25 protein-coding genes are annotated in these 26577 nt (G+C 64.5%); 10 read left to right on the plus strand and 15 right to left on the minus strand.

All coding sequences use genetic code 11. The features are described 5' to 3' along the window. Positions 1-126 precede the first annotated feature (126 nt). Both MFF62_RS02610 and MFF62_RS02615 read left to right on the plus strand, forming a co-directional pair. Positions 127-1233: a porin gene (locus tag MFF62_RS02610; RefSeq protein ID WP_238259527.1), complete on the plus strand. Its 1107-nt coding sequence runs from the start codon at positions 127-129 to the stop codon at positions 1231-1233. A gap of 238 nt (positions 1234-1471) precedes the next feature. Next, positions 1472-1717 carry a hypothetical protein gene (locus MFF62_RS02615; RefSeq protein ID WP_238259530.1) on the plus strand — a complete coding sequence of 82 codons (246 nt, stop codon included), beginning with the start codon at positions 1472-1474 and terminating at the stop codon, positions 1715-1717. Positions 1718-1906: 189 nt separating this feature from the next. Here MFF62_RS02615 and MFF62_RS02620 read toward each other — a convergent pair whose 3' ends face one another. Further along, the gene (locus tag MFF62_RS02620) at positions 1907-4228 is read right to left on the minus strand and encodes an NADP-dependent malic enzyme (RefSeq protein WP_238259531.1); all 2322 of its coding nucleotides are present in this window, start codon (positions 4226-4228) and stop codon (positions 1907-1909) included. Positions 4229-4590: 362 nt separating this feature from the next. Continuing rightward, complete coding sequence (locus MFF62_RS02625; protein WP_238259533.1) at positions 4591-5235, minus strand: DUF4136 domain-containing protein; 645 nt, start codon at positions 5233-5235, stop codon at positions 4591-4593. A 193-nt stretch (positions 5236-5428) separates the two neighbouring features. Between MFF62_RS02625 and pepN the strand changes: the two genes are divergently transcribed. Then, positions 5429-8122, plus strand: coding sequence for an aminopeptidase N (gene pepN, locus MFF62_RS02630; RefSeq protein WP_238259535.1), 2694 nt, complete (start codon positions 5429-5431; stop codon positions 8120-8122). Positions 8123-8211: 89 nt separating this feature from the next. Next, positions 8212-9228 carry a class 1 fructose-bisphosphatase gene (locus MFF62_RS02635; RefSeq protein ID WP_238259537.1) on the plus strand — a complete coding sequence of 339 codons (1017 nt, stop codon included), beginning with the start codon at positions 8212-8214 and terminating at the stop codon, positions 9226-9228. Positions 9229-9306: 78 nt separating this feature from the next. Here the strand turns inward: MFF62_RS02635 and MFF62_RS02640 are convergent, their stop codons facing one another. The 4 genes from MFF62_RS02640 to mutL form a co-directional block, all read right to left on the minus strand. Then, positions 9307-10218, minus strand: a complete 912-nt coding sequence (locus tag MFF62_RS02640; RefSeq protein ID WP_238259539.1) for an aldose 1-epimerase — start codon at positions 10216-10218, stop codon at positions 9307-9309. Positions 10219-10461: 243 nt separating this feature from the next. Continuing rightward, positions 10462-10953, minus strand: coding sequence for a GNAT family N-acetyltransferase (locus MFF62_RS02645; RefSeq protein ID WP_238259541.1), 492 nt, complete (start codon positions 10951-10953; stop codon positions 10462-10464). Positions 10954-11005: 52 nt separating this feature from the next. Then, a complete protein-coding gene (miaA, locus tag MFF62_RS02650) occupies positions 11006-11953 on the minus strand; it encodes a tRNA (adenosine(37)-N6)-dimethylallyltransferase MiaA (protein ID WP_238259543.1) in 948 nt (315 codons plus the stop codon). A 25-nt stretch (positions 11954-11978) separates the two neighbouring features. Continuing rightward, positions 11979-13988, minus strand: a complete 2010-nt coding sequence (gene mutL / locus MFF62_RS02655) for a DNA mismatch repair endonuclease MutL (RefSeq protein ID WP_238259545.1) — start codon at positions 13986-13988, stop codon at positions 11979-11981. Between the two features lie 140 nt (positions 13989-14128). Here mutL and MFF62_RS02660 point away from each other — a divergent pair, with 140 nt between their 5' ends. After that, positions 14129-14767: a VTT domain-containing protein gene (locus MFF62_RS02660; protein WP_238260129.1), complete on the plus strand. Its 639-nt coding sequence runs from the start codon at positions 14129-14131 to the stop codon at positions 14765-14767. Positions 14768-14792: 25 nt separating this feature from the next. Here the strand turns inward: MFF62_RS02660 and MFF62_RS02665 are convergent, their stop codons facing one another. Next, positions 14793-15641, minus strand: coding sequence for a SirB1 family protein (locus MFF62_RS02665; protein ID WP_238259547.1), 849 nt, complete (start codon positions 15639-15641; stop codon positions 14793-14795). Positions 15642-15657: 16 nt separating this feature from the next. After that, positions 15658-17208 carry a murein biosynthesis integral membrane protein MurJ gene (gene murJ, locus MFF62_RS02670; protein ID WP_238259549.1) on the minus strand — a complete coding sequence of 517 codons (1551 nt, stop codon included), beginning with the start codon at positions 17206-17208 and terminating at the stop codon, positions 15658-15660. Positions 17209-17560: 352 nt separating this feature from the next. Here murJ and rpsT point away from each other — a divergent pair, with 352 nt between their 5' ends. Beyond that, on the plus strand, positions 17561-17827 hold the full coding sequence (gene rpsT, locus MFF62_RS02675; protein WP_238259550.1) for a 30S ribosomal protein S20: 267 nt from the start codon (positions 17561-17563) through the stop codon (positions 17825-17827). Between the two features lie 150 nt (positions 17828-17977). Here rpsT and MFF62_RS02680 read toward each other — a convergent pair whose 3' ends face one another. Beyond that, positions 17978-18283, minus strand: coding sequence for a DUF3579 domain-containing protein (locus MFF62_RS02680; protein ID WP_238259552.1), 306 nt, complete (start codon positions 18281-18283; stop codon positions 17978-17980). Between the two features lie 451 nt (positions 18284-18734). Between MFF62_RS02680 and argF the strand changes: the two genes are divergently transcribed. Together argF and ppnP are read left to right on the plus strand one after the other, a co-directional pair. Further along, entirely contained in the window at positions 18735-19658 is a 924-nt protein-coding gene (gene argF / locus MFF62_RS02685) for an ornithine carbamoyltransferase (protein WP_238259555.1), read from the plus strand. A gap of 84 nt (positions 19659-19742) precedes the next feature. Then, positions 19743-20054, plus strand: coding sequence for a pyrimidine/purine nucleoside phosphorylase (ppnP, locus tag MFF62_RS02690; protein WP_238259558.1), 312 nt, complete (start codon positions 19743-19745; stop codon positions 20052-20054). 80 nt (positions 20055-20134) lie between these two features. On the opposite strand, the gene murB is transcribed toward ppnP, so the two are convergent. Continuing rightward, positions 20135-21145, minus strand: coding sequence for a UDP-N-acetylmuramate dehydrogenase (murB, locus tag MFF62_RS02695; protein WP_238259574.1), 1011 nt, complete (start codon positions 21143-21145; stop codon positions 20135-20137). 104 nt (positions 21146-21249) lie between these two features. On the opposite strand from murB, the gene MFF62_RS02700 reads away from it, so the two are divergent. Next, positions 21250-21735, plus strand: a complete 486-nt coding sequence (locus tag MFF62_RS02700; protein ID WP_238259575.1) for a YajQ family cyclic di-GMP-binding protein — start codon at positions 21250-21252, stop codon at positions 21733-21735. A 24-nt stretch (positions 21736-21759) separates the two neighbouring features. On the opposite strand, the gene MFF62_RS02705 is transcribed toward MFF62_RS02700, so the two are convergent. The 3 genes from MFF62_RS02705 to MFF62_RS02715 form a co-directional block, all read right to left on the minus strand. Beyond that, positions 21760-22209, minus strand: coding sequence for a DUF192 domain-containing protein (locus MFF62_RS02705; protein ID WP_238259577.1), 450 nt, complete (start codon positions 22207-22209; stop codon positions 21760-21762). Between the two features lie 166 nt (positions 22210-22375). Continuing rightward, the gene (locus MFF62_RS02710) at positions 22376-22561 is read right to left on the minus strand and encodes a hypothetical protein (RefSeq protein WP_238260131.1); all 186 of its coding nucleotides are present in this window, start codon (positions 22559-22561) and stop codon (positions 22376-22378) included. A gap of 124 nt (positions 22562-22685) precedes the next feature. Next, on the minus strand, positions 22686-23297 hold the full coding sequence (locus MFF62_RS02715; RefSeq protein WP_238259578.1) for a pseudouridine synthase: 612 nt from the start codon (positions 23295-23297) through the stop codon (positions 22686-22688). Between the two features lie 119 nt (positions 23298-23416). Here MFF62_RS02715 and icd point away from each other — a divergent pair, with 119 nt between their 5' ends. After that, entirely contained in the window at positions 23417-24667 is a 1251-nt protein-coding gene (gene icd / locus MFF62_RS02720; RefSeq protein ID WP_238259581.1) for an NADP-dependent isocitrate dehydrogenase, read from the plus strand. Positions 24668-24694: 27 nt separating this feature from the next. Here icd and MFF62_RS02725 read toward each other — a convergent pair whose 3' ends face one another. Both MFF62_RS02725 and MFF62_RS02730 read right to left on the minus strand, forming a co-directional pair. After that, on the minus strand, positions 24695-25462 hold the full coding sequence (locus tag MFF62_RS02725; RefSeq protein WP_238259591.1) for a carbonic anhydrase: 768 nt from the start codon (positions 25460-25462) through the stop codon (positions 24695-24697). 381 nt (positions 25463-25843) lie between these two features. Next, positions 25844-26053 (minus strand): cold-shock protein, encoded by a 210-nt coding sequence (locus tag MFF62_RS02730; protein ID WP_029051623.1) that lies wholly within the window; start codon positions 26051-26053, stop codon positions 25844-25846. Positions 26054-26577 lie beyond the last annotated feature (524 nt).

The following is a 26577-nucleotide window of genomic DNA, read 5'->3' on the forward strand; positions in this document are numbered from 1 at the left end:
GGCCGCGCCGGTCCCCACTGCACCGTCAGACTTCCGTGCGCGGCCGAGGGACAAAGCAGGAGAACCCGCCAGGGTTCCAGCACACAAGAAACGTTCTGAGCAGCTTCACAACCACGGAGGTCTTACATGACGAAGCAGTACAACAAGCCGGCTCTCAAGCTGGCGGCAATCGCGGCCACTCTTTTTTCCGGCGCGGCCATGGCCCAGTCCAGCGTCACGCTGTACGGCCAGGCCGATATGTTCGTCGGCGGCATCAAGAACATTGGCAGCGGCGACCGCGCCTACGTTGCCAATTCGGGTGGCATGCAAACCTCGTACTGGGGTATCAAGGGTACCGAGGACCTGGGCCTGGGCACCAAGGCCATCTTCGACCTGAACGGCTTCTTCCGCACCGATAGCGGCAGCATGGGCCGCTTCAATGGCGACTCCATGTTCAGCCGCAATGCGTACGTGGGCCTGGAGAACAACCGCTATGGTGCGGTCAAGCTGGGTCGCAACACCACGCCGTACTTCGTGTCGACGATTCTGTTCAACCCACTGATCGACTCGTACGTCTTCAGCCCGATGATTTTCCACACGTACTTCGGCGCCAACAACGGCCGCGTGTACGACCCGGGCATCATCGGCGATTCGGGCTGGAACAACTCGGTCGTCTACTCGACGCCGAACTTCGGTGGCCTGACCGCCAACTTCATTTACAGCTTCGGCGAATCGGCCGGCAACACGGGCAAGAACAAGTGGGGCGGCAACGTGACCTACTTCTCGGGCCCCCTGGCCGCCACGCTGGCCTTCCAGCAGGTCAAGTTCGACAACACGCCGTTCGACCTGACCAACCCGCCGACCACGCCGAACGCCAACACGCCGTACATCGTCGGTTTCGACAAGCAGACGGCCGTGCAGGCCGGCGCCTCGTACGACTTCAAGCTGCTCAAGGTCTTCCTGCAAGGCCAGTACATCAAGACCAACGTGAACGCCAACGTCAATGGCGACATCAAGCACATCGACGGCCAGGGCGGCGTCTCGGTGCCGGTGGGTGCCGGCAACGTGCTGGCGTCGTACACGTACGGCCGCGTGCTGAACGAGGTGAACAGCTTCAAGCGCAACACGTTCGCCCTGGCCTACGACTACAACCTGTCGAAGCGTACCGACGTGTACGCCGCGTACTACTACGACAAGGTCACGGGCATCGAGCACGGCGACAGCTTCGGCGTGGGTGTCCGCCACAAGTTCTGAGCGTCTCGATCCGCTCACCGCAGTACTGAAGCCTGCCCTTGTGGCAGGCTTTTTCTTGCGCGCAACAGTCTCTGATGCGCCACAATGCTGCGTCGCAACGCGCATTCTTGCAGTTGCAGCAGGATCGGAAGCCAACGCTTCATAGGCCGATTCAATTGGCGGCGCCCCCCTCTTCTACCTAGATTGGTTTTCCGGACTGTGTGCCGGACCACGTAAAACAGGACGAGTGAGGTGACGCATGCGGCGCTATGTGAAGTCCCGACCGGAACTGATGGCTATCCTGAGCCAGTGCCTGGACAACAATCCTGAATGCGGCGAGGTGGAATTGCATGCGATGCGCGTGCATCAACCGGACCACACGGGTTGCAACTGGAGCGCTGAGGTCGACTTTCGTCAGGACACCTTCAACGATCTGGCACAGCAGATGGCCGCGGCCCGTTCGATCATCGTGGTGATGCGGGAGCAGTACAACGTGCTGCAATAGCTGGAAGACTGGAAGCAACAGGCAACCGGCTGGAGGCACGAACCCGTGCGTACTGACCCGCCGACGCGCTGACACCCCGGCAGACGTGCCAGCGCACCGACAAAAAAACCGGGCCGCGAATCAGATTCGCGGCCCGGTTTCTTTTTGGGACGATCAGATCTGCAAAACTCGCAGATCGCCGTGCAGTGACTAGCGGATCGCGCCGGCTTCCGCCACGGCCACGGCCGTCATGTTGACGATGCGGCGGGTGGTGGCCTGCGGGTTTAGGATGTGAACCGGCTTGGCCGCGCCTAGCAGGATCGGGCCCACGGTCACGCCCTGGCCGCCCGTCATCTTGAGCAGGTTGAACGCGATGTTGGCGGCGTCCAGCGTCGGCATCACCAGCAGGTTGGCGCTGCCAGCCAGCTTGGTGTTCGGCAGGAAGTGGCGGCGCACGTCCTCGTCCAGCGCGGCGTCGCCCTGCATTTCGCCTTCCACTTCCAGTTCCGGCGCCACGCGCGCCAGAATGGCGGCCGCTTCACGCATCTTGCGTGCCGACGGACGCGTGGACGAGCCGAACATCGAGTGCGACATCATGGCCACCTTCGGATGCAGGCCGAAGCGTGCGATTTCCTTGGCCGCCAGTTGCGTGATCGCAGCCAGTTCCTCCGCGCTCGGGTCGTCGTTCACGAACGTGTCGGTGATGAACAGCGTGTGCTTTTCCAGCATCAGCGCATTCATGGCGGCGAACACCTTGGCATCCGGGGCCAGGCCGATCACATCGCGCACGTGTTCCAGGTGAGCCTCGAAGCGGCCGACCGTACCGCACAGCAGCGCATCGGCATCGCCCATGTGCATCAGCATCGTGCCGATCAGCGTGTTGGAACGGCGCAGAGCCACCTTGGCCATGTCCGGCGTCACGCCATCGCGGCCACGCAGCGCATGATATGCCTCGTGATAGGCGCGGTAGCGCGGATCGTCTTCCGGATTGATCAGTTCGAAGTCCACGCCCGGACGCAGGCGCAGGCCAGCCTTCTCGATGCGCATCTGGATCACGTGCGGACGGCCGATCAGGATCGGACGTGCCAGACCTTCATCCACCACGCCCTGAACCGCGCGCAGCACGCGCTCTTCTTCACCCTCGGCGTAGGCCACGCGCTTCGGCGCAGCCTTGGCGGCCGAGAACACCGGCTTCATGATCAGGCCGGTATGGTAGACGTAGCTCGTCAGTTGCTGACGATAGGCTTCCAGGTCCTTGATCGGACGCGTCGCCACGCCCGATTCTTCGGCAGCCTTGGCCACGGCCGGCGCGATCTTCTCGATCAGGCGCTGGTCGAACGGCGTCGGGATGATGTAGTCGGGGCCGAACTTCAATTCGCGGCCACCGTAGGCTGCGGCCACGGCATCGTTCAGCTCGGCCTCGGCCAGCTCGGCGATGGCCTTCACGCAGGCCAGCTTCATTTCTTCCGTGATCTTCGTGGCGCCGCAATCGAGCGCGCCGCGAAAGATATACGGGAAGCACAGCACGTTGTTCACCTGGTTCGGATAGTCCGAACGGCCGGTGGCGATGATGCAGTCCGGACGCGCGGCCTTGGCCACTTCCGGGCGGATTTCCGGTTCCGGGTTGGCCAATGCCAGAATGATCGGCTTGTCGGCCATGGTCTTGACCATGTCGCCGGTCAGCACGCCTGCCGTGGAGCAGCCCAGGAAGACGTCGGCATCCTTGACGATGTCGGCCAGCGTGCGGGCCGACGTGTCTTGCGCGTAGCGAGCCTTGTTGGCTTCCATGTTCGCGTCGCGGCCCTGGAAGATCACGCCCTTCGAGTCGACCACGAACACGTTTTCACGGTTGACGCCCAGGCTCACCATCGTGTCCAGGCAGGCAATCGCGGCAGCGCCAGCGCCCGACACGGCCAGCTTGACCTTGCCGATTTCCTTGCCCACGACCTTCAGGCCGTTCAGCAATGCCGCGGCCGAGATGATGGCCGTGCCGTGCTGATCGTCGTGGAAGACGGGGATGTTCATGCGCTCGCGCAGTTGCTTCTCGATGTAGAAGCACTCGGGCGCCTTGATGTCTTCCAGGTTCACGCCGCCCAGCGTGGGTTCCAGCGCGGCGACGATTTCCACGATCTTGTCCGGATCGCGCGCATCGAGTTCGATGTCGAACACGTCGATGCCGGCAAACTTCTTGAACAGGCAGCCCTTGCCTTCCATCACCGGCTTGCCCGCCAGCGGACCGATGTCGCCCAGGCCCAGCACGGCCGTGCCGTTGGTGATCACCGCCACCAGGTTGGCGCGCGAGGTGTACTCGGCGGCCATGGACGGATCCTTGTGGATCTCCTCGCAGGCGTACGCCACGCCCGGCGAATAGGCCAGCGACAGATCGCGCTGGTTCGACAGCGCCTTGGTGGCCGTTACCTGGATCTTGCCCTTGGTCGGGCTGCGGTGATACTCAAGTGCGGCCAGACGCAGTTGCGCTTCAGGGCTGTTCGGGGCGTGTTGCGGTGCATCACCGCTGGTCTTGCTGCTCATTCTGCTTGTCCGGAAAGAGAAGGCGAAAAAAATCGAGCAGCCATTCTAGCCCAGCCACCTCGCGCTGGCGGTCCTTTGCAACGGTGGAAACAGTGTTTTTGGGGGGTGGTGTTCAAAAACTTCGGCTACCGCCGGGTACGCAGTGCGCCTGTCTCACCGATGAACAGAACCGGTGGACGAATGTCGACGAATGCATGCGGAAAAGCGCCCTGCTTTCGCTCCCCTCTTCCGCAGTGCGGGAGAGGGGTTGGGGGTGAGGGAAAGGCGTATCTGCTTGCCGATCCGGCTGCAATTTGAACCGCCCTACCCTCTCCCCCGGCCCCTCTCCCGGTGGGAGAGGGGAGCAAAACGTCAGGAGCAACTTAGGGCTTCGTATCCTTCTCCACCTCCAGCGTCACGCGCCGGGGTCGGCCGCTTTCTCCGGGGAATCCCGTGAAGGCGCTGCGGATCATGTACGGCATCACGGCGGTCAGGTTGCCGTTCTCGGTGGTATTGCGCGCGGTCACCTGATAGACCCGCTTGCCGCTGGCCGCGTCCTTGAAGAACACGCGCAGGTTCGAGAACGTCACCGGCACGTCGCGCACCACGGTCTGCGGCGGCCAGTATCCCGGGCCCCAGCCATACGGACCCCACGGACGGTAATAGCCGTACGGCCCCCAGTAAGGACCCCACGGGCCGTACCACGGATCGGGATAGACGGTCTCGGCCACGCGCACGAAGCCCGGCGCTGCGTCGTAGTCCATCGTCACCAGGTATCGCGCCTGCTTGGCCGGCACCTGTTCAAAGCCGACGCCGCCCAGCGTCTGCGCCAGCCAGCCCTCGTAGGTCTGGCGGTCGAGCTGCGTCTCCTGCTGCGGCGTGTGCTCGAAGGCATAGGTGTGCGGCGGGTCGTTGTTCCAGCCGGCGTCGCGGAACGCCGTCACCTCGGTGGTGACGGTGCTGGCACAGCCCGACAGCCACAACGCGCCCAGCGCCACGAGCCCCCACAGCCCGCCCCGTCTTCCCATCTTCACCACGCCTTGCCACATCGCAACACCTCTTGTTATTGGTTCGGTCACGTTTCCTCAGACAGGATCGGACGCGGCAAATTCCCAAGCCGACCCTGACACGGCGCAAGCCGGAACCCCCTTGGCTACAATGGGGGCTTCAGGGCCGTTTCGCGGCCCGCCGCCCCCGGTCACCCGAAGACAGGATCTCCCCATGCCGCGTACCGACACGCCCGTTACCGTCTATCGCAAGGACTATACTCCGCCCGCGTTTGCCATCGACCACGTCGACCTCGTGCTCGACCTCGACCCGCAGCGCACCATCGTCACCAGCACCCTGAAGCTGCAGCGTACCGGCCCCGCCGACGCCCCGCTGGTGCTCGTTGGCGAGGCGCTGGAACTGGTCGGCATCAAGCTCGACGGCAAGCCGTTCACCACCTATGGCGCCGACGAAGACACGCTCACGCTGAACGGCCTGCCCGCGCAGGGCACGCTGGAAATCACCGTAGCCTGCAATCCCGCGGCCAACACCACGCTGTCGGGCCTCTACGTCTCCAACGGCAACTTCTTCACGCAGTGCGAGGCCGAGGGCTTCCGCCGCATCACGTACTTCCTGGATCGCCCCGATGTGATGACCACCTACCAGGTCACGCTGCGGGCCGAGCGCGCCGCGTATCCGGTGCTGCTGTCCAACGGCAACCTGCTCTCGCAGCGCGAGCTGCCGGACGGCCGTCATGAAGCCGTCTGGGAAGACCCGTTCCGCAAGCCGTCGTACCTGTTCGCGCTGGTGGCAGGCAAGCTCGAATGCATCGAGGAAAAGATCGTCTCGGCCTCGGGCAAGGAAAAGCTGCTGCAGGTGTGGGTGGAGCCGCAGGATCTGGACAAGACCCGCCATGCGATGGATTCGCTGATCCACTCGATCCGCTGGGACGAAAGGCGCTTTGGCCTGGAGCTGGACCTCGATCGCTTCATGATCGTCGCCGTGGGCGACTTCAACATGGGCGCGATGGAAAACAAGGGCCTGAACATCTTCAACACGAAGTACGTGCTTGCCAATGCGCAGACCGCCACCGACGTGGACTTCGCCAACATCGAATCGGTGGTGGCGCACGAGTACTTCCACAACTGGACCGGCAACCGCGTGACCTGCCGCGACTGGTTCCAGCTGTCGCTCAAGGAAGGGTTGACGGTATTCCGCGACCAGGAGTTCTCGGCCGACATGATGGGCTCGGAGTCGGGCCGCGCGGTCAAGCGCATCGAGGACGTGCGCGTGCTGCGCCAGGTGCAGTTTCCGGAAGATGCCGGCCCGATGGCCCATCCGGTGCGCCCCGACAGCTACGAAGAGATCAACAACTTCTACACGGTCACGGTCTACGAGAAAGGCGCCGAGGTCGTGCGCATGTACCAGACCCTGCTGGGCCGCGACGGCTTCCGCAAGGGGATGGACCTGTACTTCAAGCGTCATGACGGCCAGGCCGTGACCTGCGACGATTTCCGCGCCGCGATGGCCGATGCCAACGGCCGCGACCTGAAGCAGTTCGGACTCTGGTACAGCCAGGCCGGCACGCCGGTGGTCACCGCCCGCACGCAATGGGACGGCAACGCCGGCGCGCTCACACTGACGCTGGCGCAGCGCTGCCCCAAGGTGGGCATCGAGACGCGTGCCGGCTCGCCGGAAAAGCAACCGTTCCATATCCCGTTCGCGCTGGGCCTGATCGATGCCCAGGGCAACGACCTGCCGCTGCAGCTCGACGGCGAGGCACAGCCGCAGGGCACCACGCGCGTGCTCGATTTCACGCAGGCCGAGCAGGTGTTCCGCTTCGTCGGGCTGCCGCGTGGCGATCAGGCGCCGCTGCCATCGCTGCTGCGCAATTTCTCGGCGCCGGTCATCGTCGACTACGAATACACCGACGCGGCACTGACGTTCCTGCTGGCCCACGACAGCGACGCGTTCAACCGCTGGGAAGCTGGCCAGCGGCTGGCCACGCGCGCGCTGCTGCAACTGGTTGGCGACGTGCAGGCGCAGCGCGAGTTGAAGCTCGACCCGGCGCTGGTCTCGGCCTTCCGTACCGTGCTGACCGATGGCTCGCTGAACCCGGCGTTCCGCGAGCAGGCGCTGATGCTGCCGGCCGAAGCCTACCTGGCCGAACGCATGGGCGTGGCCGACCCGGCCGCGATCCACCGCGCCCGCCTGTTCCTGCGCGAAGGGCTGGCCCAGGCGCTCAAGGCCGAATGGCTGGCCGCCTACCAGTCCAACGCCACGCCGGGCGACTACAGCCCCGATGCGGACTCGATGGCCAAGCGCGCGCTGCGCAACCTGGCGCTCGGCTACCTGGCCGACACCGGCGACGCCGACATGCAGGCACTGGCCGACCAGCACTACGGCCAGAGCGACAACATGACCGACCGCTTTGCCGCGCTGTCGGCGCTGGTCAACAGCTTCGCGCCGGGCCGCGAGCATGCGCTGACCGACTTCTACGAGCGCTTCGAGAACGACGCGCTGGTGATCGACAAGTGGTTCTCGCTGCAGGGCATGCAGCGTGGCGAGGTGGGGCCGCACGCCGGCAAGCGCACGATCGACACGGTGCGCGCGCTGATGGAGCACCCCGCCTTCACTCTGCGCAACCCGAACCGCGCCCGCTCGCTGATCTTCAGCTTCTGCTCGGGCAACCCGGCCCAGTTCCATGCCGAGGACGGTTCCGGCTACGAATTCTGGGCCGACCAGGTGCTGGCTCTGGACGCGATCAACCCGCAGGTGGCGGCGCGGCTGGCGCGCGTCATGGACCGCTGGCAGAAGTACGAAATCCCGCTGCGCGACCGCATGCGCGCGGCGCTGCAGCGCGTGGCGGCGGCGTCGACGCTGTCGCGCGACGTGCGCGAGATCGTCAGCAAGGCGCTGGCAAGCTGACGGCGGCGCTGGCGGCGCGAGGACCCGAAAATGGGCTGTCCATAGCGGCAGCCCTGTAGAATGGCGGCCATCCAAGGAGAACCCCCACCATGACACGCATCAGCCTCACCCGCTATCTGGTCGAGGAGCAGCGTAAGCACAACACGATCCAGCCGGAACTCCGGTTGCTGATCGAGGTTGTCGCGCGCTCCTGCAAGGCCATTTCCAACGCCGTCAGCAAGGGCGCCCTCGCCGGCGTACTCGGCTCGGCCGGCACCGGCAACGTCCAGGGCGAAACCCAGCAGAAGCTGGACGTGATCGCCAACGAAGTGCTGCTGGATGCCAACGAATGGGGCGGTCACCTTGCTGCCATGGCTTCCGAGGAAATGGACTCGTTCTACGAGATCCCGAACCGCTACCCGAAGGGCGAATACCTGCTGCTGTTCGATCCGCTCGACGGCTCGTCGAACATCGACGTGAACGTGTCGATCGGCACGATCTTCTCGGTGCTGCACATGCACAAGCCGGGCGAGACCGTGACCGAGGCCGATTTCATGCAGCCGGGCACCCACCAGGTGGCCGCCGGCTACGCGGTGTACGGCCCGCAGACCACGCTGGTGCTGACCGTCGGCAATGGCGTGCACATGTTCACGCTGGACCGCGAGGCCGGCAGCTTCGTGCTGACGCAATCGGACGTGAAGATTCCGGAAGACACCAAGGAATTCGCGATCAACATGTCCAACATGCGCCACTGGGCACCCCCGGTGCGCCAGTACATCGACGAATGCCTGGCCGGTGAAGATGGTCCGCGCGGCATGAACTTCAACATGCGCTGGATTGCGTCGATGGTGGCCGATGTGCACCGCATCCTCACGCGCGGCGGCATCTTCATGTATCCGTGGGACAAGCGCGAGCCGGAGAAACCAGGCAAGCTGCGCCTGATGTACGAAGCCAACCCGATGGCATTCCTGGTCGAACAGGCCGGCGGCGCGGCCACCGACGGCAATCAGCGCATTCTGGACGTGACGCCGACCAAGCTGCACCAGCGCGTGTCGGTCGTCCTGGGTTCGAAGAACGAAGTGGATCGCGTGACGCGCTACCACCAGGAAGCGGCCGCGAAGAACTGATCGATCTGATCGACGATCAGTTCTGCGGAACGTGATACGGAACAGGGCGCCTCGGCGCCCTGTTCTGCTTTTCAGACTTCAGACGGTGATCTGCCACTGCATGCGCCATGTCACCGCATCGCCGGGCTGCAGCGTACGCAGGCCGGTGCCTTCCCAGCCGCGCGCGGCCAGGTTCACCGCATCGGCCACGTGGGATACCGGCTCCAGGCAAACGAAATCGCAGCCAGCCGGCGCGTACAGCACCAGATGATCGAGCCCTTCGCTCGCGCGTATCGTCAGCATGGCGCCATCGGGGTGCTTCAGCGTGGCCGAGCGCTTCCAGCCGCTGTAGTAGACGCTGAAATCGGCTTCGGGCAGGTTGCGCTCGCGCAGGAAGCGCTCGCGGTTGCCGACCACGGTGCGGGCCGTCGCCACGCCGCCTGCATCTGCCGGCCACATGTGGGCCGCGTCGAACTGGATACGCATGCCAGGGACACGCGCAAAGAATGGATGGAAGCCACCGCCCACCGGCATCGGCGTGTCGCCATCGTTGCGCAGCATCAGCTCGGCTTCGAGGCCGTTGTCGGTCAGGCGGAACGTCTGCAGCGCGGATATGGGCCACGGCCAGTCGCCGCCTTCGGGCATGTGCGAAAGCGTGAGCACGAGGTGATCGTCGGCTTCGGTTGCAGTCCACGGCCGCACATGGCCGAAGCCGTGCATTGCATGGGCTTGCCCCGGATGCGCGGGCAGCTCGACGGTACGGCCCTGCCAGCGGAAGCGCCCTTCGCGAATACGGTTGGAAAACGGCAGCAACGGATAGCTGCCAGTCTTGGGCCATTGATAGGCATCGAAACCGTGGTCGGCGCTCAGCGGAGCCAGCCAGTCGATGCAAGTGGCATCGGCGCGTTGGGTGCGCAGCGAGGCCATGCGGCCGCCCAGCGACGGGGCGACGGTCAAGGTGTGCGGTCCAGCCTGAAGCGTATGCAATGGGCCGGACGAAAGCCACGACATGGGAATTCTGGTCTCCTGCAATGAACAGCTCCCCTCTCCCACGACGTGGGAGAGGGGTTGGGGGTGAGGGCTAGAGGCTCTGCTTGCCGACAGTTCGCAATTTGAACCGCCGGGGGGGGGGGGTGGGGCCAACGAGGTTCTGCTTGCCGATTGCGGCAATTTGCACCGCCGGCCCTCTCCCCCAACCCCTCTCCCATTCATGGGAGAGGGGAGCAACGCCCCGAGCAGCAACAACTCTCCCTCTCAAGCCCCCAGCGCTTTCAATGCATCGCCGGTCACGCGGCAGATGCGCCAGTCGGGCATCACGTCCGCACCCATCGCCCGGTAGAAATCGATCGACGGCTGGTTCCAGTCGAGTACCGACCATTCAAAGCGGCCGCAGTCGCGTTCGATGGCCAGTGCCGCCAGATGGCGCAGCAGCGCCTTGCCCAGTCCGTGGCCGCGCCAGGCCGGTTCCACGAACAGGTCTTCCAGGTACAGCCCCGGCTTGGCCAGGAAGGTCGAGAAATTGTGGAAGAACAGCGCAAAGCCCACGGCGCGTTTGGTGCCGTCCTGGTCGACTTCGACGATCACGGCCTCGGCATGCGGCTTGGCGCCGAACAGCGCGTCACCAATCTTCTGCGGCGTGGCTTCCACCAGGTGCGTGAGCTTTTCGTACTCGGCCAGATTCGAAATCAGGCGGAACAGCGTGTCGCTGTCGGCGGGTGTGGCGGGGCGGATCGAGAAGGCAGTCATCGCAAATCGTTTAGATAAAGTGAACGACGATTATCGTTCACGCCGCAAGCGATCACCACCCCGCAGCGTTGGCCACCTGCATGACGTAGTCGGATGCCAGGCAATCGACGCTGACGCGCTCCGGCGTGCTGCGCAGCCAGGTCAGTTGCCGCTTGCAGAGCTGCCGCGTGGCGGCGATGCCGCGCTCGCGCATGGTGGCGGTGTCGCAGTCGCCGTCCAGGTATTCCCACATCTGCCGATACCCCACGCAGCGCATCGACGGCAGCCCCAGGTGCAGGTCGCCGCGCGCGCGCAGGCGCTTGACCTCGTCGATGAAGCCGCCCGCGAGCATGACGTCGAAGCGATGTGCGATGCGGGCATGCAGCGCCGCGCGGTCCGAGGGCTCCAGCGCGATCACCCGAAAGCGCGCGTCGGCCGCGCCGGTGAACGTGCGGGCGTCGGCCTGGCGCGTCAGCAGCGCCGACATCGGTTCGCCGCTCAGGCGATGGATTTCCAGTGCACGCTGGATGCGTTGCGCATCGTTGGGCGCCAGGCGCGCGGCCGTTACCGGATCCACCTCGGCCAACATCGCGTGCAGCGCCGGCCAGCCGCGTTCGGCGGCCAGCGCATCGAGCTCGGCGCGCACCTCCGGATCGGCTTGCGGCAGATCGTTCAGGCCCTGCGTCAGCGCCTTGTAGTAGAGCATCGTGCCGCCCACGATCAGTGGCGTGTGCCCGCGTGCGCGGATCTCGCCGATCAGGCGCTCGGCGTCGGTCACGAATTGCGCGGCCGAATAGCTGTCGAGCGGATCGATGATGTCGATCAGGTGATGCGGCACGCTGGCCAGTTCCGCCGGGGTGGGCTTGGCCGTGCCGATATCCATGTCGCGATAGACCAGCGCGGAGTCCAGGCTGATGATTTCCACCGCGCGGCGCTTGGCCAGTTCCAGCGCGGCCGCGGTCTTGCCCGAGGCGGTAGGGCCAAGCAGGCAGACGACGGGATCGGAGGGCGGTGCGGACATCGACATCGTGAAGGGAAGAGCGGGCTTACTGGCCGCGCAGGAACAGGCGGTCGAGTTCGGTCACGGTGAGCTGCACCCATGTGGGGCGGCCGTGATTGCACTGGTCGGCGCGCTCGGTCTGCTCCATCTGGCGCAGCAGCGCGTTCATCTCTTCGACGGTCAGCTTGCGGTTGGCGCGCACGGCGCTGTGGCAGGCCAGCGTGGCCAGCAGTTCGTTCTGCCGCTCGGCCAGCACGCGCGACCCGCCGTAGGACTGGAGATCGCGCAGCACGTCGCGCGCCAATGCCTCGGCATCGGCTTGCCTGAGCAGCGCGGGAATCGCGCGCACGGCCAGCGTGGTGGGCGACACCGGTGCGATGTCGAATCCCAGCAGTTGCAGCGTTTCCCGGTGTTCCTCGGCCGCGCCGATTTCCACCGGATTGGCCGGCAGCGTGACCGGAATCAGAAGCGGCTGTACGGCCAGCTCGCGGGCATCGAGACCGGTCTTGATCTGCTCGTACAGGATGCGCTCGTGGGCGGCGTGCATGTCCACCAGCACCAGGCCGCGTGCGTTCTGCGCCAGCACGTAGATGCCGTGCAACTGGGCAATCGCGTAGCCGAGCGGATGTTCGGCATCGGCATCGCCCGAGTCCGCGGCCGGGAATGCCGAGGTGCCTGCCGGCAGGCGGTCGAGCAGGCTGGGCGGTTCGTCGGCACGGGCGGCCTGGGCGTCGGCCAGCCATGCCGGCGGTTGTCCCGACAGTTGTCCCGACGGCTGCCATGGCCGCGCGGGATTGGACGCGTCGCCCGACGTGGCCTCGCGCACCATGCCCAAGTAAGCCTGGCGCGGCTGGGCGATGCCGAGTTCGGTCTGGCGCGCGGCCGAATAGTTGATCCATTGCGGCGCGGCACCCGGTACGCCCGGACCGGGCGTACCCGGACGGGCCGACGGCATCGGCACCAGGCCGGCACCATCGCCAGTATCGGAATGCAGGCTGTCGCCCTGTTCGCCGGCCTGGCGCGCCAGGCATCGCTGCACTGCGTGATAGACGAACTGGTGCACCGCGCGCGATTCGCGGAATCGCACCTCGATCTTCGACGGGTGCACGTTCACATCGACCAGTTCGGGCGGCAGGTCCAGGCAGATCACGTACGACGGGAAGCGGTCGCCATGCAGCACGTCCTGATAGGCGCTGCGCACGGCGTGGTTCAGCAGCTTGTCGCGCACAAAGCGGCCGTTGACGAAGAAATACTGCTGGTCGGGCCGTCCGCGCGAGGCGGTGGGCAGGCCGGCAAAGCCGTACAGGTGCAGCGCGTCGGCGTCCTCGTCCAGCGGCAGCCGCGCACGCGCAAAGTCGCCGCCCAGCACCTGCGCCGTGCGCGTGGACACATCGCCGGCATTCCAGTGTTCCAGCGGCTTGCCGTTATGGTGGACCGAGATCGTGACGTCGGGCCGCGCCAGTGCGGCGCGCCGGATCATCTCCAGGCAGTGCCCCAGCTCGGTTTGTTCCGATTTGAGGAACTTTCGGCGCGCTGGCGTGTTGAAGTACAGGTGCTGCACATCGATCATCGTGCCGACGCCGCCCGAGGCAGGCTGCAACTGGCCGCTGTCGGCGCTGATCTGCGTGGCATGCTGGGCGTTGGCGGTGCGGCTGGTCAGCACCAGGTGGGACACCGAGGCGATCGAGGCCAGTGCCTCGCCACGGAAGCCGAGCGTCAGCACCGATTCGAGTTCGTCGAGAGAGGCGATCTTGCTGGTGGCGTGGCGCATCAGCGCAACGGGCAGTTCGTCGGCGGGAATGCCGCAGCCGTTGTCCGTGATGACGATGCGCCGCACGCCGCCTTCCTCAAGCCGGATGCCAAGCTGGGTGGCGCCGGCATCCAGGGCGTTTTCAAGCAGTTCCTTGACCACCGACGCGGGCCGTTCCACCACCTCGCCGGCGGCGATCTGGCTGATCAGTTGATCGGGCAACGGACGGATGGGACGGCCAGGCTGGGTGGTGCGAAGACTGGCCGCAGTGGATGCGGTATCGGGCTGGATGGCGTCGGCGGGCATGCGGGCGATTATACGTGCGGGTGGACACCTTTCAGGCACAAGTCCGGCCCGTGAGTGACGGATTGGCGCAATGGCTCTTGTATGATGTGGGCCTTCATTGAGAGAGGACTAACTTGGATACCGTATTGCATCTGATCGACATGGTGCTCCACGTCGACAAATTCCTGGGGCAGTTCGTCCTCGACTATGGCGTCTGGGTCTACGGCATCCTGTTTGCCATCGTGTTCGCCGAAACCGGGCTGGTGGTGCTGCCGTTCCTGCCCGGCGATTCGCTGCTGTTCATTGCCGGCGCCATGTGCGCGGCTGGCGCAATGAACGAATGGATGCTGTCGGGCCTGCTGTTCGTGGCGGCCGTGGTGGGCAATACCGTGAACTACTTTGTCGGCAGCTGGGTCGGGCCCAAGGTGTTCGACCATCACTGGCGCTTCCTGGACCAGCAGGCGCTGCGCAAGACGCATGATTTCTACGAGCGCCACGGCGGCAAGACGCTGGTGATGGCTCGTTTCATCCCGATCGTGCGCACGTTCGCGCCGTTTGTGGCGGGTGTGTCGCAGATGACGTTTGCGCGCTTCCAGCTGTTCAATGTGATCGGTGCCGCCACGTGGGTGTTCGGCCTGGTGTTCGCCGGCTACTTCTTCGGCAACCTGCCGTTCATCAAGCAGTACCTGAACCTGATCGTGCTGGCTGGCATTGGCGCGGCCGTGGTGCCGCTGGTGCTGGGCGGGCTGTGGAAGCTGGTGCGCGGCACGCGCAACCGTCCGGCTGACCGCAAGCCCTGAGGCGCGACGCGCCCCAGGCGAGCCGTTAGCTGAGGCTGCGGCTCATCATCCTCAACGCCGGCATGCGATCTCGGATCTGCGTGGTGTCGGCGGCATCGGGGCGGGCCTGGACATAGGCTTCCAGGTCTTCCAGTGCCGGCCGGAAGCATTCCAGGTTGGCATAGGCCAGGCCCCGGTCGCGCACTTCCTCGATGGAATCGGGCAGCAGGATCACCAGGCGGTTCTGTACCGCCAGCAGCCGCTGCCAGCGCGATTCCTGCAGATAGATCGCCTTCAGGTTGCGCAGCATGCGCGCGACGATCTCGCGATGGCCGGCCACCTGCAGGAACAGCCCTAGCGGCACCTCGTTCGAATCCGTGATGCCCTCGTGCTCCAGCCAGGGGTCGAGCATTTCCTGAAGTTGTTCCCGCGACAGCGTCTCGCCGGTCAGGGGGTCGAGCACGACCTCGCCGGCAGGTATCGTCATGCGCACCAGAAAGTGGTTCGGAAACGATACGCCCTTCAGCGGCAACCCGATCTGCTGGCCAAGTTCCATGTAGAGCACGGCCAGCGAAATGGGAATGCCGCGGCGCTGCTTGAGCACCACGTTCAGGTACGAGTTTTCGGGGTCGTAGTAGTCGTTCGCGTTGGGCCCGAAGCCCAGGTCGCGAAAGAAGAAATGGTTCAGCAGGCGCAGCCGCTGGATGGCCGGCGTGCCTTCGGCGATCCGCCGCTTGAGGCGCACCGCCAGCACATCGAGCGCGGCCAGTTCCGCCTGCAGGTCCAGGTCCGGATAGGCGTCCTGGGCGATTGCGAGTGCGGTCTCGGTCAGCGGGATCGCATCGTCGTCGGCCACGAGACTGGCGAAGTAATCCAGGACTTTCGTGGAGGTCATGGGGCGGTATTCCTGACTAGCCGGCGCGGCGCCGGAAGGCCGCGTAGCGCAGGCCCATGAGCCACAGTGTACCGAAGTAGACCGTTGCCGCAAGTACCATGCAGGCGGCCATCAGCGCGATGCGCAGCCACGGCGTGGCACCCATCCCCACCCAGTCGAAATTCCGCGCAAACCACAGCAGCATGCCCGACAGGATCAGCATGGCGGCCACCAGCCGCAGCAGGAACATGCCCCAGCCCGGCGCCGGATGATAGAAGCCACGCCGGCGCAGGCCAAAGAACAGCAGCAGCGCGTTGACAGTGGCGCCGAAACTGATCGACAGCGGCAGGCCCGCATGGCCGAGCATCGGCACGAACACCAGGTTCGAGAGTTGCGTGATGATCAGCACCAGGATCGCGATCTTCACCGGCGTGCGGATGTCCTGGCGCGCGTAGAAGCCCGGCGTCAGGATCTTGATCAGGCAGAGCGCCAGCAGGCCCAGGCCATAGGTGGCCAGCGCCTGGCGGGTCATTTCCACGGCATGCGCGTCAAAGCGCCCGTAGTTGAACAGGACCGAAGTGAGCGGGGTGCCGAACAGCATCAGGCCGGCCGCGCAGGGCAGGGCCAGCAGGAAGGTCAGGCGCAGGCCCCAGTCGAGCAGGCCCGAGTATTCTTCGCGGTTGTCGTTGGCATTGGCGCGCGACAGGCTTGGCAGCAGGATGGTGCTCAGCGCCACGGCCAGCAGCGCCGTCGGGAATTCCATCAGCCGGTCGGCATAGGTGATGTACGACACCGCGCCCGCGCCCAGCCGCGAGGCGATATTGGTATTGATGATCAGGCTGATCTGCGCCACGGAAACGGCCAGCAGGGCCGGTGCCATCTGCTTGACCACGCGGCGCACGCCCTGGTTGGCCCAGGCCGCGCGCAGGTTCAGCGACACGCGCGGCAGCACGCCCAGCTTGCGCATCGCAGGTATCTGGATCGCCAGTTGCAGCACGCCGCCCACCAGCACCCCCCACGCCTGCGCGTAGATTGGCTGCTGCATGTGCGGGCCCACCCAGAGCGCGGCCACGATCAGGCAGACGTTGAGCAGCACGGGCGTGAACGCCGGCACCGCGAAGTTGCGCCACGTGTTCAGGATGCCCGACGCCAGCGCCACCATCGAGATCAGGCCGATGTACGGAAACATCACGCGCGTCATGAAGACCGCCGAGTCGTAGGTCTCGGCATCGCCGCGGAAGCCCGTGGCCACCACCGTCATGACGATCGGCGCTGCAATCACGCCCAGCAGCGACACCGCCGCCAGCACCCAGGCCATGACCGTGGCCACGGCGTCGATCAGACGGTGGGTTTCCTCGTCGCCGCGCTTGCCGTGGTATTCGTTCAGGATCGGCACGAAAGCCTGCGAGAACGCGCCTTCGCCAAAGATGCGGCGCAGCAGGTTGGGGATGCGGAACGCCACGTTGAAGGCGTCGGTCATGTCCGAGGCGCCAAACGCCCGGGCAATCAGGATTTCGCGCACCAGGCCGGTGATGCGCGAAAGCATCGTCAGGCTGCTGATGGTGGCAAGCGCTTTGAGCAGGTTCAAGGTGGTATTCGGGGAAAGCTTTGGGCCGGCTGGCTGTGCAGCCAGGGCGGATACGGCGTTCAGACGTCCGTTTGGCCCCAAAAGTTGCCGCGGCGCCACGATGGTTCGGCTAGGCGGCGCCGGATGTGGCGCTTATTATACGGATCGGCCGTCGCAGGGCGACCGTTGTCAGGGGTATACGAAACGCCCTTGCCTGCGCCGCCGGCATGTGTGTATAATCGCCGATTCGCAAGGACAGTCGCGTCCAGGATTCGTTTGTCGAAACATCCCGGGTCGCAAGATGTGACTTAATTGTTGCGTCCCAATTTATTGCGTCGCCCCGGGCGCGCATTCTGAATTCAGGAAGAGATACATGGCAAATTCCGCACAAGCTCGCAAGCGCGCGCGCCAAGCCGTCGCCGCGAACGCCCACAACTCCAGCCTGCGCTCGCGTCTGCGCACCGCCGTCAAGGCAGTTCGCAAGGCCATCGACGCTGGTGACAAGGCCGCCGCTGCCGAGATTTTCAAGCAGTCGCAAACGATCATCGACAGCATCGCTGACAAGAAGATCGTGCACAAGAACAAGGCTGCACGTCACAAGTCGCGCCTGTCGGCTGCCATCAAGTCGATGGCTGTCTGATAACTGCCCGGCCACCTCGGTGGCCAGCAGGACAAGAAGCTCGTCTCCGGACGGGCTTTTTTGTTTTCTGCGTCCCGGTTAGCCTGGCTGGCAATCCGGGCAACAAAAAACCCGGCTCAGGCCGGGTTTGTCTTGGGTGCGCAGGTGGCTTCAGCGGTCGAACGAGCAGGCCTCGACGACCTGGAGGTTGTTGTCGCGCGCGAAGTTCAGCACGAAATCCAGCGCCTTCGGTTCGATGTCGCGCAGCCGCGTGTCCACCACCACGTTCTTCACACCCGCCACGATCACCGGCCGCACGTACGGCGAGTAGGTCAGGCGAGGATCCCCGGTATCGCCCTCGGGGCGAAATTGCGCCATCACGCCACACAGCCGTTCGGCCCAGTCGCTGGGGCGGAAGGTCTTGCCTTCCTTCGTAACGCCTTGGATGAAATATTCGCGAACTTGGGGGGTGGTCATGGGACTGCGGGGATCTGCTTTGTGACTCGACGGTAAACCCGTTTCAACGGGGCGCCCGTTTGACGCATCCGGCAGGCGATTGGTTCGCACATATCCGGGATGGGGCCAGCGGGGCGGTGGTGTCGACGGGGGCACTTTTGATGCCGGCGGCGGGCAGTGGCATGGGTATGCCGGGCCCCGCGTGAATCAGCGAGTATTATATCTTATATAAGACTTGCGCATAAGACGAAATCCTGTCGGGAACCTGTCAACGGCGGCCCTGTACGGCGTCTGACCGCCATCAGGAGGTTAACGGCGCGGGCTCGCCAAAGCTGGAATAATCCCTTATGATCTTTGCAATTACATTGCGTAAGCGACGCGAAAGGCGGCTCCGCGACACGCTCCGACCCTGACGGATTGCCATCCCGCGCAATCGGGTCGCGTGTCCAAAGCGAGTCGCCTTCTTTGTTTTATGAGCCCAACCCCGATCAAGCATTACCTCCAGTTCAGCGACCTAGGTGCCGACGAATATGCGTACCTGCTGGACCGCGCGAGGATCCTGAAGGCGAAGTTCAAGAACTACGAGACATGGCACCCGCTGCACGACCGCACGCTGGCCATGATCTTCGAAAAGAATTCCACGCGTACGCGCCTGTCGTTCGAGGCTGGTGTGCATCAGTTGGGCGGCCACGCCGTGTTCCTGAACACGCGCGATTCGCAGCTCGGCCGCGGTGAGCCGATCGAGGACGCCGCGCAGGTGATCTCGCGCATGGTGGACATCATCATGATCCGCACCTACGGGCAGGAGATCATCGAGCGATTCGCCGCCCATTCGCGCGTGCCGGTGATCAACGGGCTGACCAACGAATACCATCCCTGCCAGGTGCTGGCCGACATCTTCACGTACATCGAGCAGCGCGGCAGCATCGCCGGCAAGACCGTGGCGTGGATTGGCGATGCCAACAACATGGCGTACACCTGGATCCAGGCCGCCGAGCGCCTCGACTTCACGTTCACGTTCTCGGCGCCCCCGGGCTACCAGCTCGATCCGGCCATGGTGCCGGCCTCGGCGGTCTCGCGCGTAAAGGTCTTCGAGAATCCGCTGGACGCCTGCCAGGGCGCGCACCTGGTCACCACTGACGTCTGGACCAGCATGGGCTTCGAGGCCGAGAACGAAGCGCGCAAGCGTGCGTTCAAGGACTGGATGGTGACCACGGCCATGATGGACCGTGCCGCCGACGATGCGTTGTTCATGCACTGCCTGCCCGCGCACCGTGGCGAGGAAGTGGAGGCCGCCGTGATCGACGGTCCGCGCAGCGTGGTCTGGGAAGAAGCCGAGAACCGCCTGCACGTGCAGAAAGCGCTGATGGAATACCTGCTCTGCGGCCGCTACTAGGCAGCCGTCGGAGTCAACAAAAGGGGGCCGCGAGGGCTCCCTTTTTTACGTCTTTGAGAAACCGAAAGATCCGAGGAGAGTGAGATGAGCCAGTTCGACAACGTATCCGTCGTCAAGAAGGCCAACCTGTATTTCGATGGCAAGTGCGTGAGCCACACGGTGGTGTTTGCCGACGGCACGCGCAAGACGCTGGGCGTGATCTTCCCGGCTGCGCTGACGTTCAACACCGGCGCCCCGGAAATCATGGAAGTCAACGCAGGTAGCTGCCGCGTGCGCCTGGCTGGCTCGGAAGAGTGGAAGACCTACGGTGCGGGCCAGCAGTTCGACGTGCCGGGCAACAGCAGCTTCGATATCGAAGTGACCGAAACGCTCGATTACGTTTGCCACTTCGGTTGAGCTTGCCGCAGTGATTGTTTTTCCCCTCTCCCGCATGCGGGAGAGGGGAGCAAGACTTGCAGGAGGGGAGAAAACCTCTCCTATAGAATCACCGGCTCCGGCTCGATCCTGACCCCGAAGCGTGATTCCACCGTATCCGCTATGCGGTCAGCCAGCTTCAGCAGCGCGGCGCCAGTGCCGCCGCCGTGGTGCACCAGCACCAGCGCCTGCTTGCCGTACACCCCCACCGCGCCGTCATCCATGCCCTTGAAGCCGCACTGGTCGATCAGCCAGCCGGCGGCCAGTTTGTAGCGGCCATCGGGCTGCGGATAGCTGACCAGCGCCGGATTCTGCGCCAGTAGCGCGTCGCGTTGCGCGGCTTCGACCACCGGATTCTTGAAGAACGACCCCGCATTGCCGATCTGGGCCGGGTCGGGCAGCTTGCGCGAGCGGATGGCAATCACCGCCTCGCGGACCTGCGCGGCCGTGGGCGACGCCACACCGTCCAGCTCTCGCGCCAGCTCGCCATAGTTCAGCACCGGCTGCCAGGTCTTGGGCAAGCGCAGGGTCACGGCCGTGATGATGTAGCGATCGTGGCCTGCGTGCTTGAACAGGCTGTCGCGGTAGCCGAATGCGCAGGCGTCGAGATCCAGCGTGACGAATTCGCGCGCCTGGCGGTCGTAGGCACGCAGCCGCGCAAAGCGTTCGCGCAGTTCCACGCCGTATGCGCCGATGTTCTGGATCGGCGCGGCGCCCGCGGTACCCGGGATCAGCGCCAGGTTTTCCAGGCCGGGCATGCCCTCGGCCACGGTACGGCTGACCACGCCATGCCAGTTTTCACCGGCGCCGGCGGTGACGAGCCAGTTTTCATCGTCCTCGGCAATGTCATGGCCCGGAATCTCCATCAGCAGCACGCAGGCGTCGAGATCGCCCGTCAGCACGACGTTGCTGCCACCCCCGAGTACCACGACCGGCAAGTCCGCCGTGCGCGGGTCGGACAGGGCTGAAACCAGGTCCGATTCGCTGCGAATATGCATAGCCAGACGCGCGCGTGCATCGAACCCGAATGTATTGTGGGTGCGCAGGGGATAAAATTCGTGGAAATCTGCCATGAAGGACGGGGAAAGCACCCCGGACCGGGGCAGCCAAGGATTATACGTAACCGCAAGCACCGGCCGCCGCCAGCGGCGCGCCGCGCAAGACCAGGAGAATCGATATGCCGTCGTTTGACGTAGTGTGTGAAGCCAATATGGTGGAAGTGAAGAACGCCGTGGAGCAGGCCAACAAGGAAATCTCCACGCGCTTCGACTTCAAGGGGTCCGACTCGCGCGTCGAGCAGAAGGAAGGCGAACTGACCCTGTTTGCCGATGACAACTTCAAGCTCGACCAGGTCAAGGACGTACTGATCAACAAGATGGCCAAGCGCAACGTGGACACGCGCTTCCTGGACCATGGCAAGGTCGACAAGATCGGCGGCGACAAGGTCAAGCAGGTCATCACGATCAAGAAGGGCGTGACCGGCGACCTGTCCAAGAAGATCGTGCGTATGATCAAGGACAGCAAGATCAAGGTGCAGGCCAGCATCCAGGGCGATGCCGTGCGCGTTTCGGGCACCAAGCGCGACGACCTGCAGTCGGTGATCGCGCTGCTGCGCAAGGACGTCGACGAGGCGCCCCTGGACTTCAACAACTTCCGCGACTAAGGGAAATCCGACTTTCCCAGGAAGTTACTGCGCCTGCCGCGGCTGCGGCAGGCCGCCAATCTTCGCGCCGGGCTTGATGCCCTTCTGCGCAAACCATCCCTTGTTCATCTCCAGCGCATAGCGCACGGCCGCGCGCGGGCAGTGGTTGTCCTCGGTCTGGGGCTTCATGTCCTCGATGTTCACGATGCTGCCGTCGTCGGCCAGGAAGGCAATCGACAGCGGCAGGTCGGTATTGCGCATCCAGAAGCAGTGCCCGGCCTTTTCGTCGAACACGAACAGCATGCCGGCGTTGGCGGGCATCGACTTGCGGAACATCAGGCCACGCTCGCGCGCCTCGGGCGACGCGGCCACCTCGGCCTGGATGGCATACATGCCGGCGGTCAACGGGACCACGGGCAGCGCCGATTGCGCCTGGGCCAGGGTCGTCAGCGCGGTGGCGCCCACTGCAATCAGATACTTGAACACGGGGTGCATGGCGATTCTTGTCGTTGGAGGTCAACTGCAGGCGAGAGCATAGCGCAGCCATGGCGGCCATGCCGGCTGCGAGGACGCGCCGAACATGAAAAAAGGCAGGACACCCGGGGGTGCCTGCCTCTCAAACACACGCGCGGACGTTGGGGTCCGCGCATGCACTGCCCTATTAGGCAGCCGGTGCCGAAACAGCAGCCTTCTTGGTGTGCTTCTTCGAGTGTTTCTTGGAGCTGGTCTTCGCGGGCTTCGCGGCTTCCTTGGCGGCCGGTGCGGCGTCCATGGCGGGAGCCGAAGCCTGCGCGAAAGCGCCGGTAGCGAACAGGCCAACAACCAGGGCAGCGATCAGTTTTTTCATTGCGAGTACCTCAGAAAGTATCCGGTATTTGAGAGATTCGACGCGTGTCAGACGTGTCACTCGCAAAAACGGCACGCCATCTTCTGGCGTTGACGTACCCCTTCGCAGTATTTGTAACCACGTTTTACTGCCGATTGCGCACATGTATTGCGCTTCGGACATCTGAAGTCTTCTGTGAAAGTCCGAGCATCCGGACATCCACCTCGCCCCATTGGCCCGGCAGCAGCCCCAGTTCCGGCAGCGATATCCCACCGATGGCCACCCGGATCAGGCGTAGCGTCGGATACCCGACGGCCGCTGTCATGCGTCGCACCTGACGGTTCTTGCCTTCGCGAATCTGCAACTCGACCCATGTGGTGGGAATGGCTGCGCGATACCGGATCGGCGGGTCGCGGTGCCACAGCCAGGCGGGTTCCCCGACCAGCCGGACAGCGGCCGGCAGCGTCTTGAAATCGCCCAGATCGACGCCTGCACGCAACTGTCCCAGGGCCGCTTCGTCGGGCACGCCTTCCACTTGCGCCAGATAGGTCTTGGCGAGCTTGTGCTTCGGATCGGCGATGCGTGTCTGCAAGGCGCCGTCGTCGGTCAGCAGCAGCAGGCCCTCGCTGTCGGCGTCGAGTCGGCCGGCCGGGTACACGCCGGGCACGTCGACGCAATCGGCCAGCGTCGCCCGCGACGGGTGCGCGGAGAACTGGCTCATCATCTGGAAGGGCTTGTTGAGGGCGATCAGGGTCATGGCCGCGCATTATCCACCAGTGTCGCGGCGCCCGTTACAATGCCTCGCACAACACAATCGCGCCGCCAGGCCCCCAGGCCTGGCCAAGGCATCACCCCCATCCGTAGTTGGAGACGAACATGTATCAGCACATCAAGGTGCCGGCAGGCGAGAAGATCACGGTCAATGCCGATTTCTCGCTGAACGTGCCGGACCACCCCATCATTCCGTATATCGAAGGCGACGGCACGGGTGTCGATATCACGCCGGTGATGCTGAAGGTGGTGGATGCCGCCGTGGCCAAGGCCTACGACGGCCGTCGCAAGATTGCCTGGATGGAAGTGTTCGCAGGCGAGAAGTCGACGCGCATCTACGGCCCGGACGTCTGGCTGCCCGAAGAGACGCTCGAGGTGGTCAAGGATTACGTGGTGTCGATCAAGGGCCCGCTGACCACGCCCGTGGGCGGCGGCATCCGTTCGCTGAACGTGGCGCTGCGCCAGCAGCTCGATCTCTACGTGTGCCTGCGCCCGGTGCGCTATTTCAAGGGCGTGCCGTCCCCGGTGCGCGAGCCCGAGAAGACCAACATGGTGATCTTCCGCGAGAACTCGGAAGACATCTACGCCGGTATCGAGTGGGAAGCCGGCAGCGAAGGTGCCCGCAAGCTGATCGCGTTCCTGCAGGACGAGATGGGCGTGAAGAAGATCCGTTTCCCGGATACGTCGGCGGTCGGTGTGAAGCCGGTGTCGAAACAGGGCACGCAACGCCTGGTGCGCAAGGCGATCCAGTATGCGATCGACAACGACAAGCCGTCGGTGACGCTGGTGCACAAGGGCAACATCATGAAGTTCACCGAGGGTGGCTTCCGTGACTGGGGCTACGAGCTGGCGCTGGAGGAATTCGGCGCGCAACTGGTCGACGGTGGCCCGTGGTGCAAGCTCAAGAACCCGAAGACCGGCCGCGACATCGTCGTCAAGGATGTCATTGCCGATGCGTTCCTGCAGCAGGTGCTGCTGCGGCCGGCCGAGTACTCGGTCATCGCCACGTTGAACCTGAACGGCGACTACATCTCCGATGCGTTGGCTGCGCAGGTCGGCGGCATTGGCATTGCCCCTGGTGCGAACATGTCGGACTCGGTTGCCATGTTCGAAGCCACGCACGGCACCGCGCCCAAGTACGCCGGCAAGGACTACGTGAATCCGGGCTCGGAAATCCTGTCCGCCGAAATGATGCTGCGGCACATGGGCTGGACCGAGGCCGCCGACCTGATCATCGAATCGATGGAAAAGTCGATCCTGTCGAAGAAGGTCACCTATGACTTCGCCCGCCTGCTGGAAGGCGCCACGCAGGTGTCGTGCTCGGGCTTCGGCCAGGTGATGATCGACAACATGTGAGGCAAGGCCCGGTCCGGGGCCTTGGGCTCAATCCCCTGAGCGTACCTCGCGCCCGTCCATTGGCTGCACTGGGCGGGCGTTCATCGGATAGCGGGTGCGGAACGCCGCCAACTGCTGTCCCGACACCGTCAGCGGCCGTTTCATGACGTACCACTGCACACCCTCCGTGCACGGCGGCGTCGTCAGGCTGCCCGAGAACGTGTAGCACTCCAGCGACTTCGGCAGCAATCCCCCGATATTGACCTTTCCCGGCATCGGTACCGGCTGGCCGCCGTCGCGGGGCATGGTGCGGAACAGGGTGGCCAGCTGCGGGTTGGGTTTGCCCAGCCGGTACATCACCGCGACGACGGCGGCCACGCGCCCCCGGTGGTCCTCGTGGACGAAATGCGCTGCCAGCGGATAGGCCTTGCCCGCGAACCGGGTCTCGCTTGGGGTATGGAAATGGATCTGCGCCAGGCGATAGGTGCCGGTTGGCGTGGTCAGGGTGTGGTCGCCAAGCGGCCGTAGCTCGATGGTGTGCCCGGTATTCACGATCTTGGCGCGGGCAGGGCGGTAGTGGAAGGCCAGCGCCGGCAGGTTGCCCGGCGTGGCGCCCTGGACGTCGATCGGCGATTGCATCGCGCCCGTGGCGCAAGGAGTGAATTCGGGCGAGAGCTCGCCCCAGTGCGACGGGTCCGTGGCCCCTTCATAGGACCATGGCGACTCGTCAGGTGCCGGCGTGGCGGCGTGAATGGGACCGGCCGATGCAAGGGCCAGCATGCCAGCGATTGTTGCCACCGATAGGGGATGCTTCATGGGAAGGTTCCGATGGGTCGACACGATTGCGCCGCAGGTAACGGCGAAGGCGTGCGCGAGTCTACGGAACACATATCGGGACAGAAATCGTGGTCCCACGAATTCGGGGGCGCCTGGACTGATTTCTTGACGTGGGCGACAACTCCGGCGCCCCGCGGTTGGCCCGCAATCGGAAGCCGGATCGGAAATCAAAAACAGAAACGCCCGGCACATGGTTCACATGGGCCGGGCGTCTTGCCGGATGCTTGGCGTACGCGCTAGGCGCGTGCCCCGGGCAGGCATTGCCAGCCGTGGCACAGGATCCCGTTCCGAAGGGGAGTCGATCCCCTTCACATCCGCATTGGCCGACACGCTCTGTGGCGCGTTCGGCCGCGGCGCACTTTACTGGGCGGCGTCCTGAATGTTCGTGGCTTGCTTGCCCTTCGGGCCTTGCACGACCTCGAACGAAACGCGCTGGCCTTCCTTCAGGGTCTTGAAGCCTGCCATCTGGATTGCCGAAAAGTGCGCAAACAGTTCTTCCTCGCCATCGTCCGGCTTGATAAAGCCGAAACCCTTGGCGTCATTGAACCATTTGACGATACCGCTTGCCATAAACTCCCCCAACGAAAAAACAGATATCAAGCGGGGAAACCAATGGCCAGCTGAAAACCACCTTGGGCGCGCCCGGGCATGCCGGTCCTGACGGATCGGATACCAAGGCATGGCACAAATGAAATTCGCGCGGCCAGCCGCCTGCGCCCGTTCGGAAAACGGGCCACAATAGGCCGGCCAACGCTGGTCGTGGGCCTCCCTGCTCACGGAAACATCTCGACTGGACCTTATGCTTGGCTCGCTGACCAGGCCGCGATGTGCAAACGATTTTTCTGTCAAACCCACATGCTGTCAAGCTGGCAGATTCCCCACTCGGCGTGGGGTGTGGCAGGATTGAAACGGCTGCGGATGGTACCTTTATCACCGTGGTGCACCGGATTTTCGAAACGCCCCCCGATGAGGGCGGCGGCACCCCGGCGGGAGCCTTCGGGCGCGTACCATGCACCTTTAACGTGCGCGGAGCGCCCTTCGGTGCGGTAGCCAACGCTGGGAATTTTCCTGGGAGCGGGCCTTGAATACCTGGC

The organism is Cupriavidus pauculus, assembly GCF_022179805.1.
Classification (GTDB): domain Bacteria; phylum Pseudomonadota; class Gammaproteobacteria; order Burkholderiales; family Burkholderiaceae; genus Cupriavidus; species Cupriavidus pauculus_E.

Excerpts from the sequence above, each read along its gene's own strand:
- MFF62_RS02610 (WP_238259527.1), top strand. The coding sequence starts at position 127 with ATGACGAAGCAGTACAACAAGCCGGCTCTCAAGCTGGCGGCAATCGCG.
- MFF62_RS02615 (WP_238259530.1), top strand. The coding sequence starts at position 1,472 with ATGCGGCGCTATGTGAAGTCCCGACCGGAACTGATGGCTATCCTGAGC.
- MFF62_RS02620 (WP_238259531.1), bottom strand. The coding sequence starts at position 4,228 with ATGAGCAGCAAGACCAGCGGTGATGCACCGCAACACGCCCCGAACAGC.
- MFF62_RS02625 (WP_238259533.1), bottom strand. The coding sequence starts at position 5,235 with ATGGGAAGACGGGGCGGGCTGTGGGGGCTCGTGGCGCTGGGCGCGTTG.
- pepN (WP_238259535.1), top strand. The coding sequence starts at position 5,429 with ATGCCGCGTACCGACACGCCCGTTACCGTCTATCGCAAGGACTATACT.
- MFF62_RS02635 (WP_238259537.1), top strand. The coding sequence starts at position 8,212 with ATGACACGCATCAGCCTCACCCGCTATCTGGTCGAGGAGCAGCGTAAG.
- MFF62_RS02640 (WP_238259539.1), bottom strand. The coding sequence starts at position 10,218 with ATGTCGTGGCTTTCGTCCGGCCCATTGCATACGCTTCAGGCTGGACCG.
- MFF62_RS02645 (WP_238259541.1), bottom strand. The coding sequence starts at position 10,953 with ATGACTGCCTTCTCGATCCGCCCCGCCACACCCGCCGACAGCGACACG.
- miaA (WP_238259543.1), bottom strand. The coding sequence starts at position 11,953 with ATGTCCGCACCGCCCTCCGATCCCGTCGTCTGCCTGCTTGGCCCTACC.
- mutL (WP_238259545.1), bottom strand. The coding sequence starts at position 13,988 with ATGCCCGCCGACGCCATCCAGCCCGATACCGCATCCACTGCGGCCAGT.
- MFF62_RS02660 (WP_238260129.1), top strand. The coding sequence starts at position 14,129 with ATGGTGCTCCACGTCGACAAATTCCTGGGGCAGTTCGTCCTCGACTAT.
- MFF62_RS02665 (WP_238259547.1), bottom strand. The coding sequence starts at position 15,641 with ATGACCTCCACGAAAGTCCTGGATTACTTCGCCAGTCTCGTGGCCGAC.
- rpsT (WP_238259550.1), top strand. The coding sequence starts at position 17,561 with ATGGCAAATTCCGCACAAGCTCGCAAGCGCGCGCGCCAAGCCGTCGCC.
- MFF62_RS02680 (WP_238259552.1), bottom strand. The coding sequence starts at position 18,283 with ATGACCACCCCCCAAGTTCGCGAATATTTCATCCAAGGCGTTACGAAG.
- argF (WP_238259555.1), top strand. The coding sequence starts at position 18,735 with ATGAGCCCAACCCCGATCAAGCATTACCTCCAGTTCAGCGACCTAGGT.
- ppnP (WP_238259558.1), top strand. The coding sequence starts at position 19,743 with ATGAGCCAGTTCGACAACGTATCCGTCGTCAAGAAGGCCAACCTGTAT.
- murB (WP_238259574.1), bottom strand. The coding sequence starts at position 21,145 with ATGGCAGATTTCCACGAATTTTATCCCCTGCGCACCCACAATACATTC.
- MFF62_RS02700 (WP_238259575.1), top strand. The coding sequence starts at position 21,250 with ATGCCGTCGTTTGACGTAGTGTGTGAAGCCAATATGGTGGAAGTGAAG.
- MFF62_RS02705 (WP_238259577.1), bottom strand. The coding sequence starts at position 22,209 with ATGCACCCCGTGTTCAAGTATCTGATTGCAGTGGGCGCCACCGCGCTG.
- MFF62_RS02710 (WP_238260131.1), bottom strand. The coding sequence starts at position 22,561 with ATGAAAAAACTGATCGCTGCCCTGGTTGTTGGCCTGTTCGCTACCGGC.
- MFF62_RS02715 (WP_238259578.1), bottom strand. The coding sequence starts at position 23,297 with ATGACCCTGATCGCCCTCAACAAGCCCTTCCAGATGATGAGCCAGTTC.
- icd (WP_238259581.1), top strand. The coding sequence starts at position 23,417 with ATGTATCAGCACATCAAGGTGCCGGCAGGCGAGAAGATCACGGTCAAT.
- MFF62_RS02725 (WP_238259591.1), bottom strand. The coding sequence starts at position 25,462 with ATGAAGCATCCCCTATCGGTGGCAACAATCGCTGGCATGCTGGCCCTT.
- MFF62_RS02730 (WP_029051623.1), bottom strand. The coding sequence starts at position 26,053 with ATGGCAAGCGGTATCGTCAAATGGTTCAATGACGCCAAGGGTTTCGGC.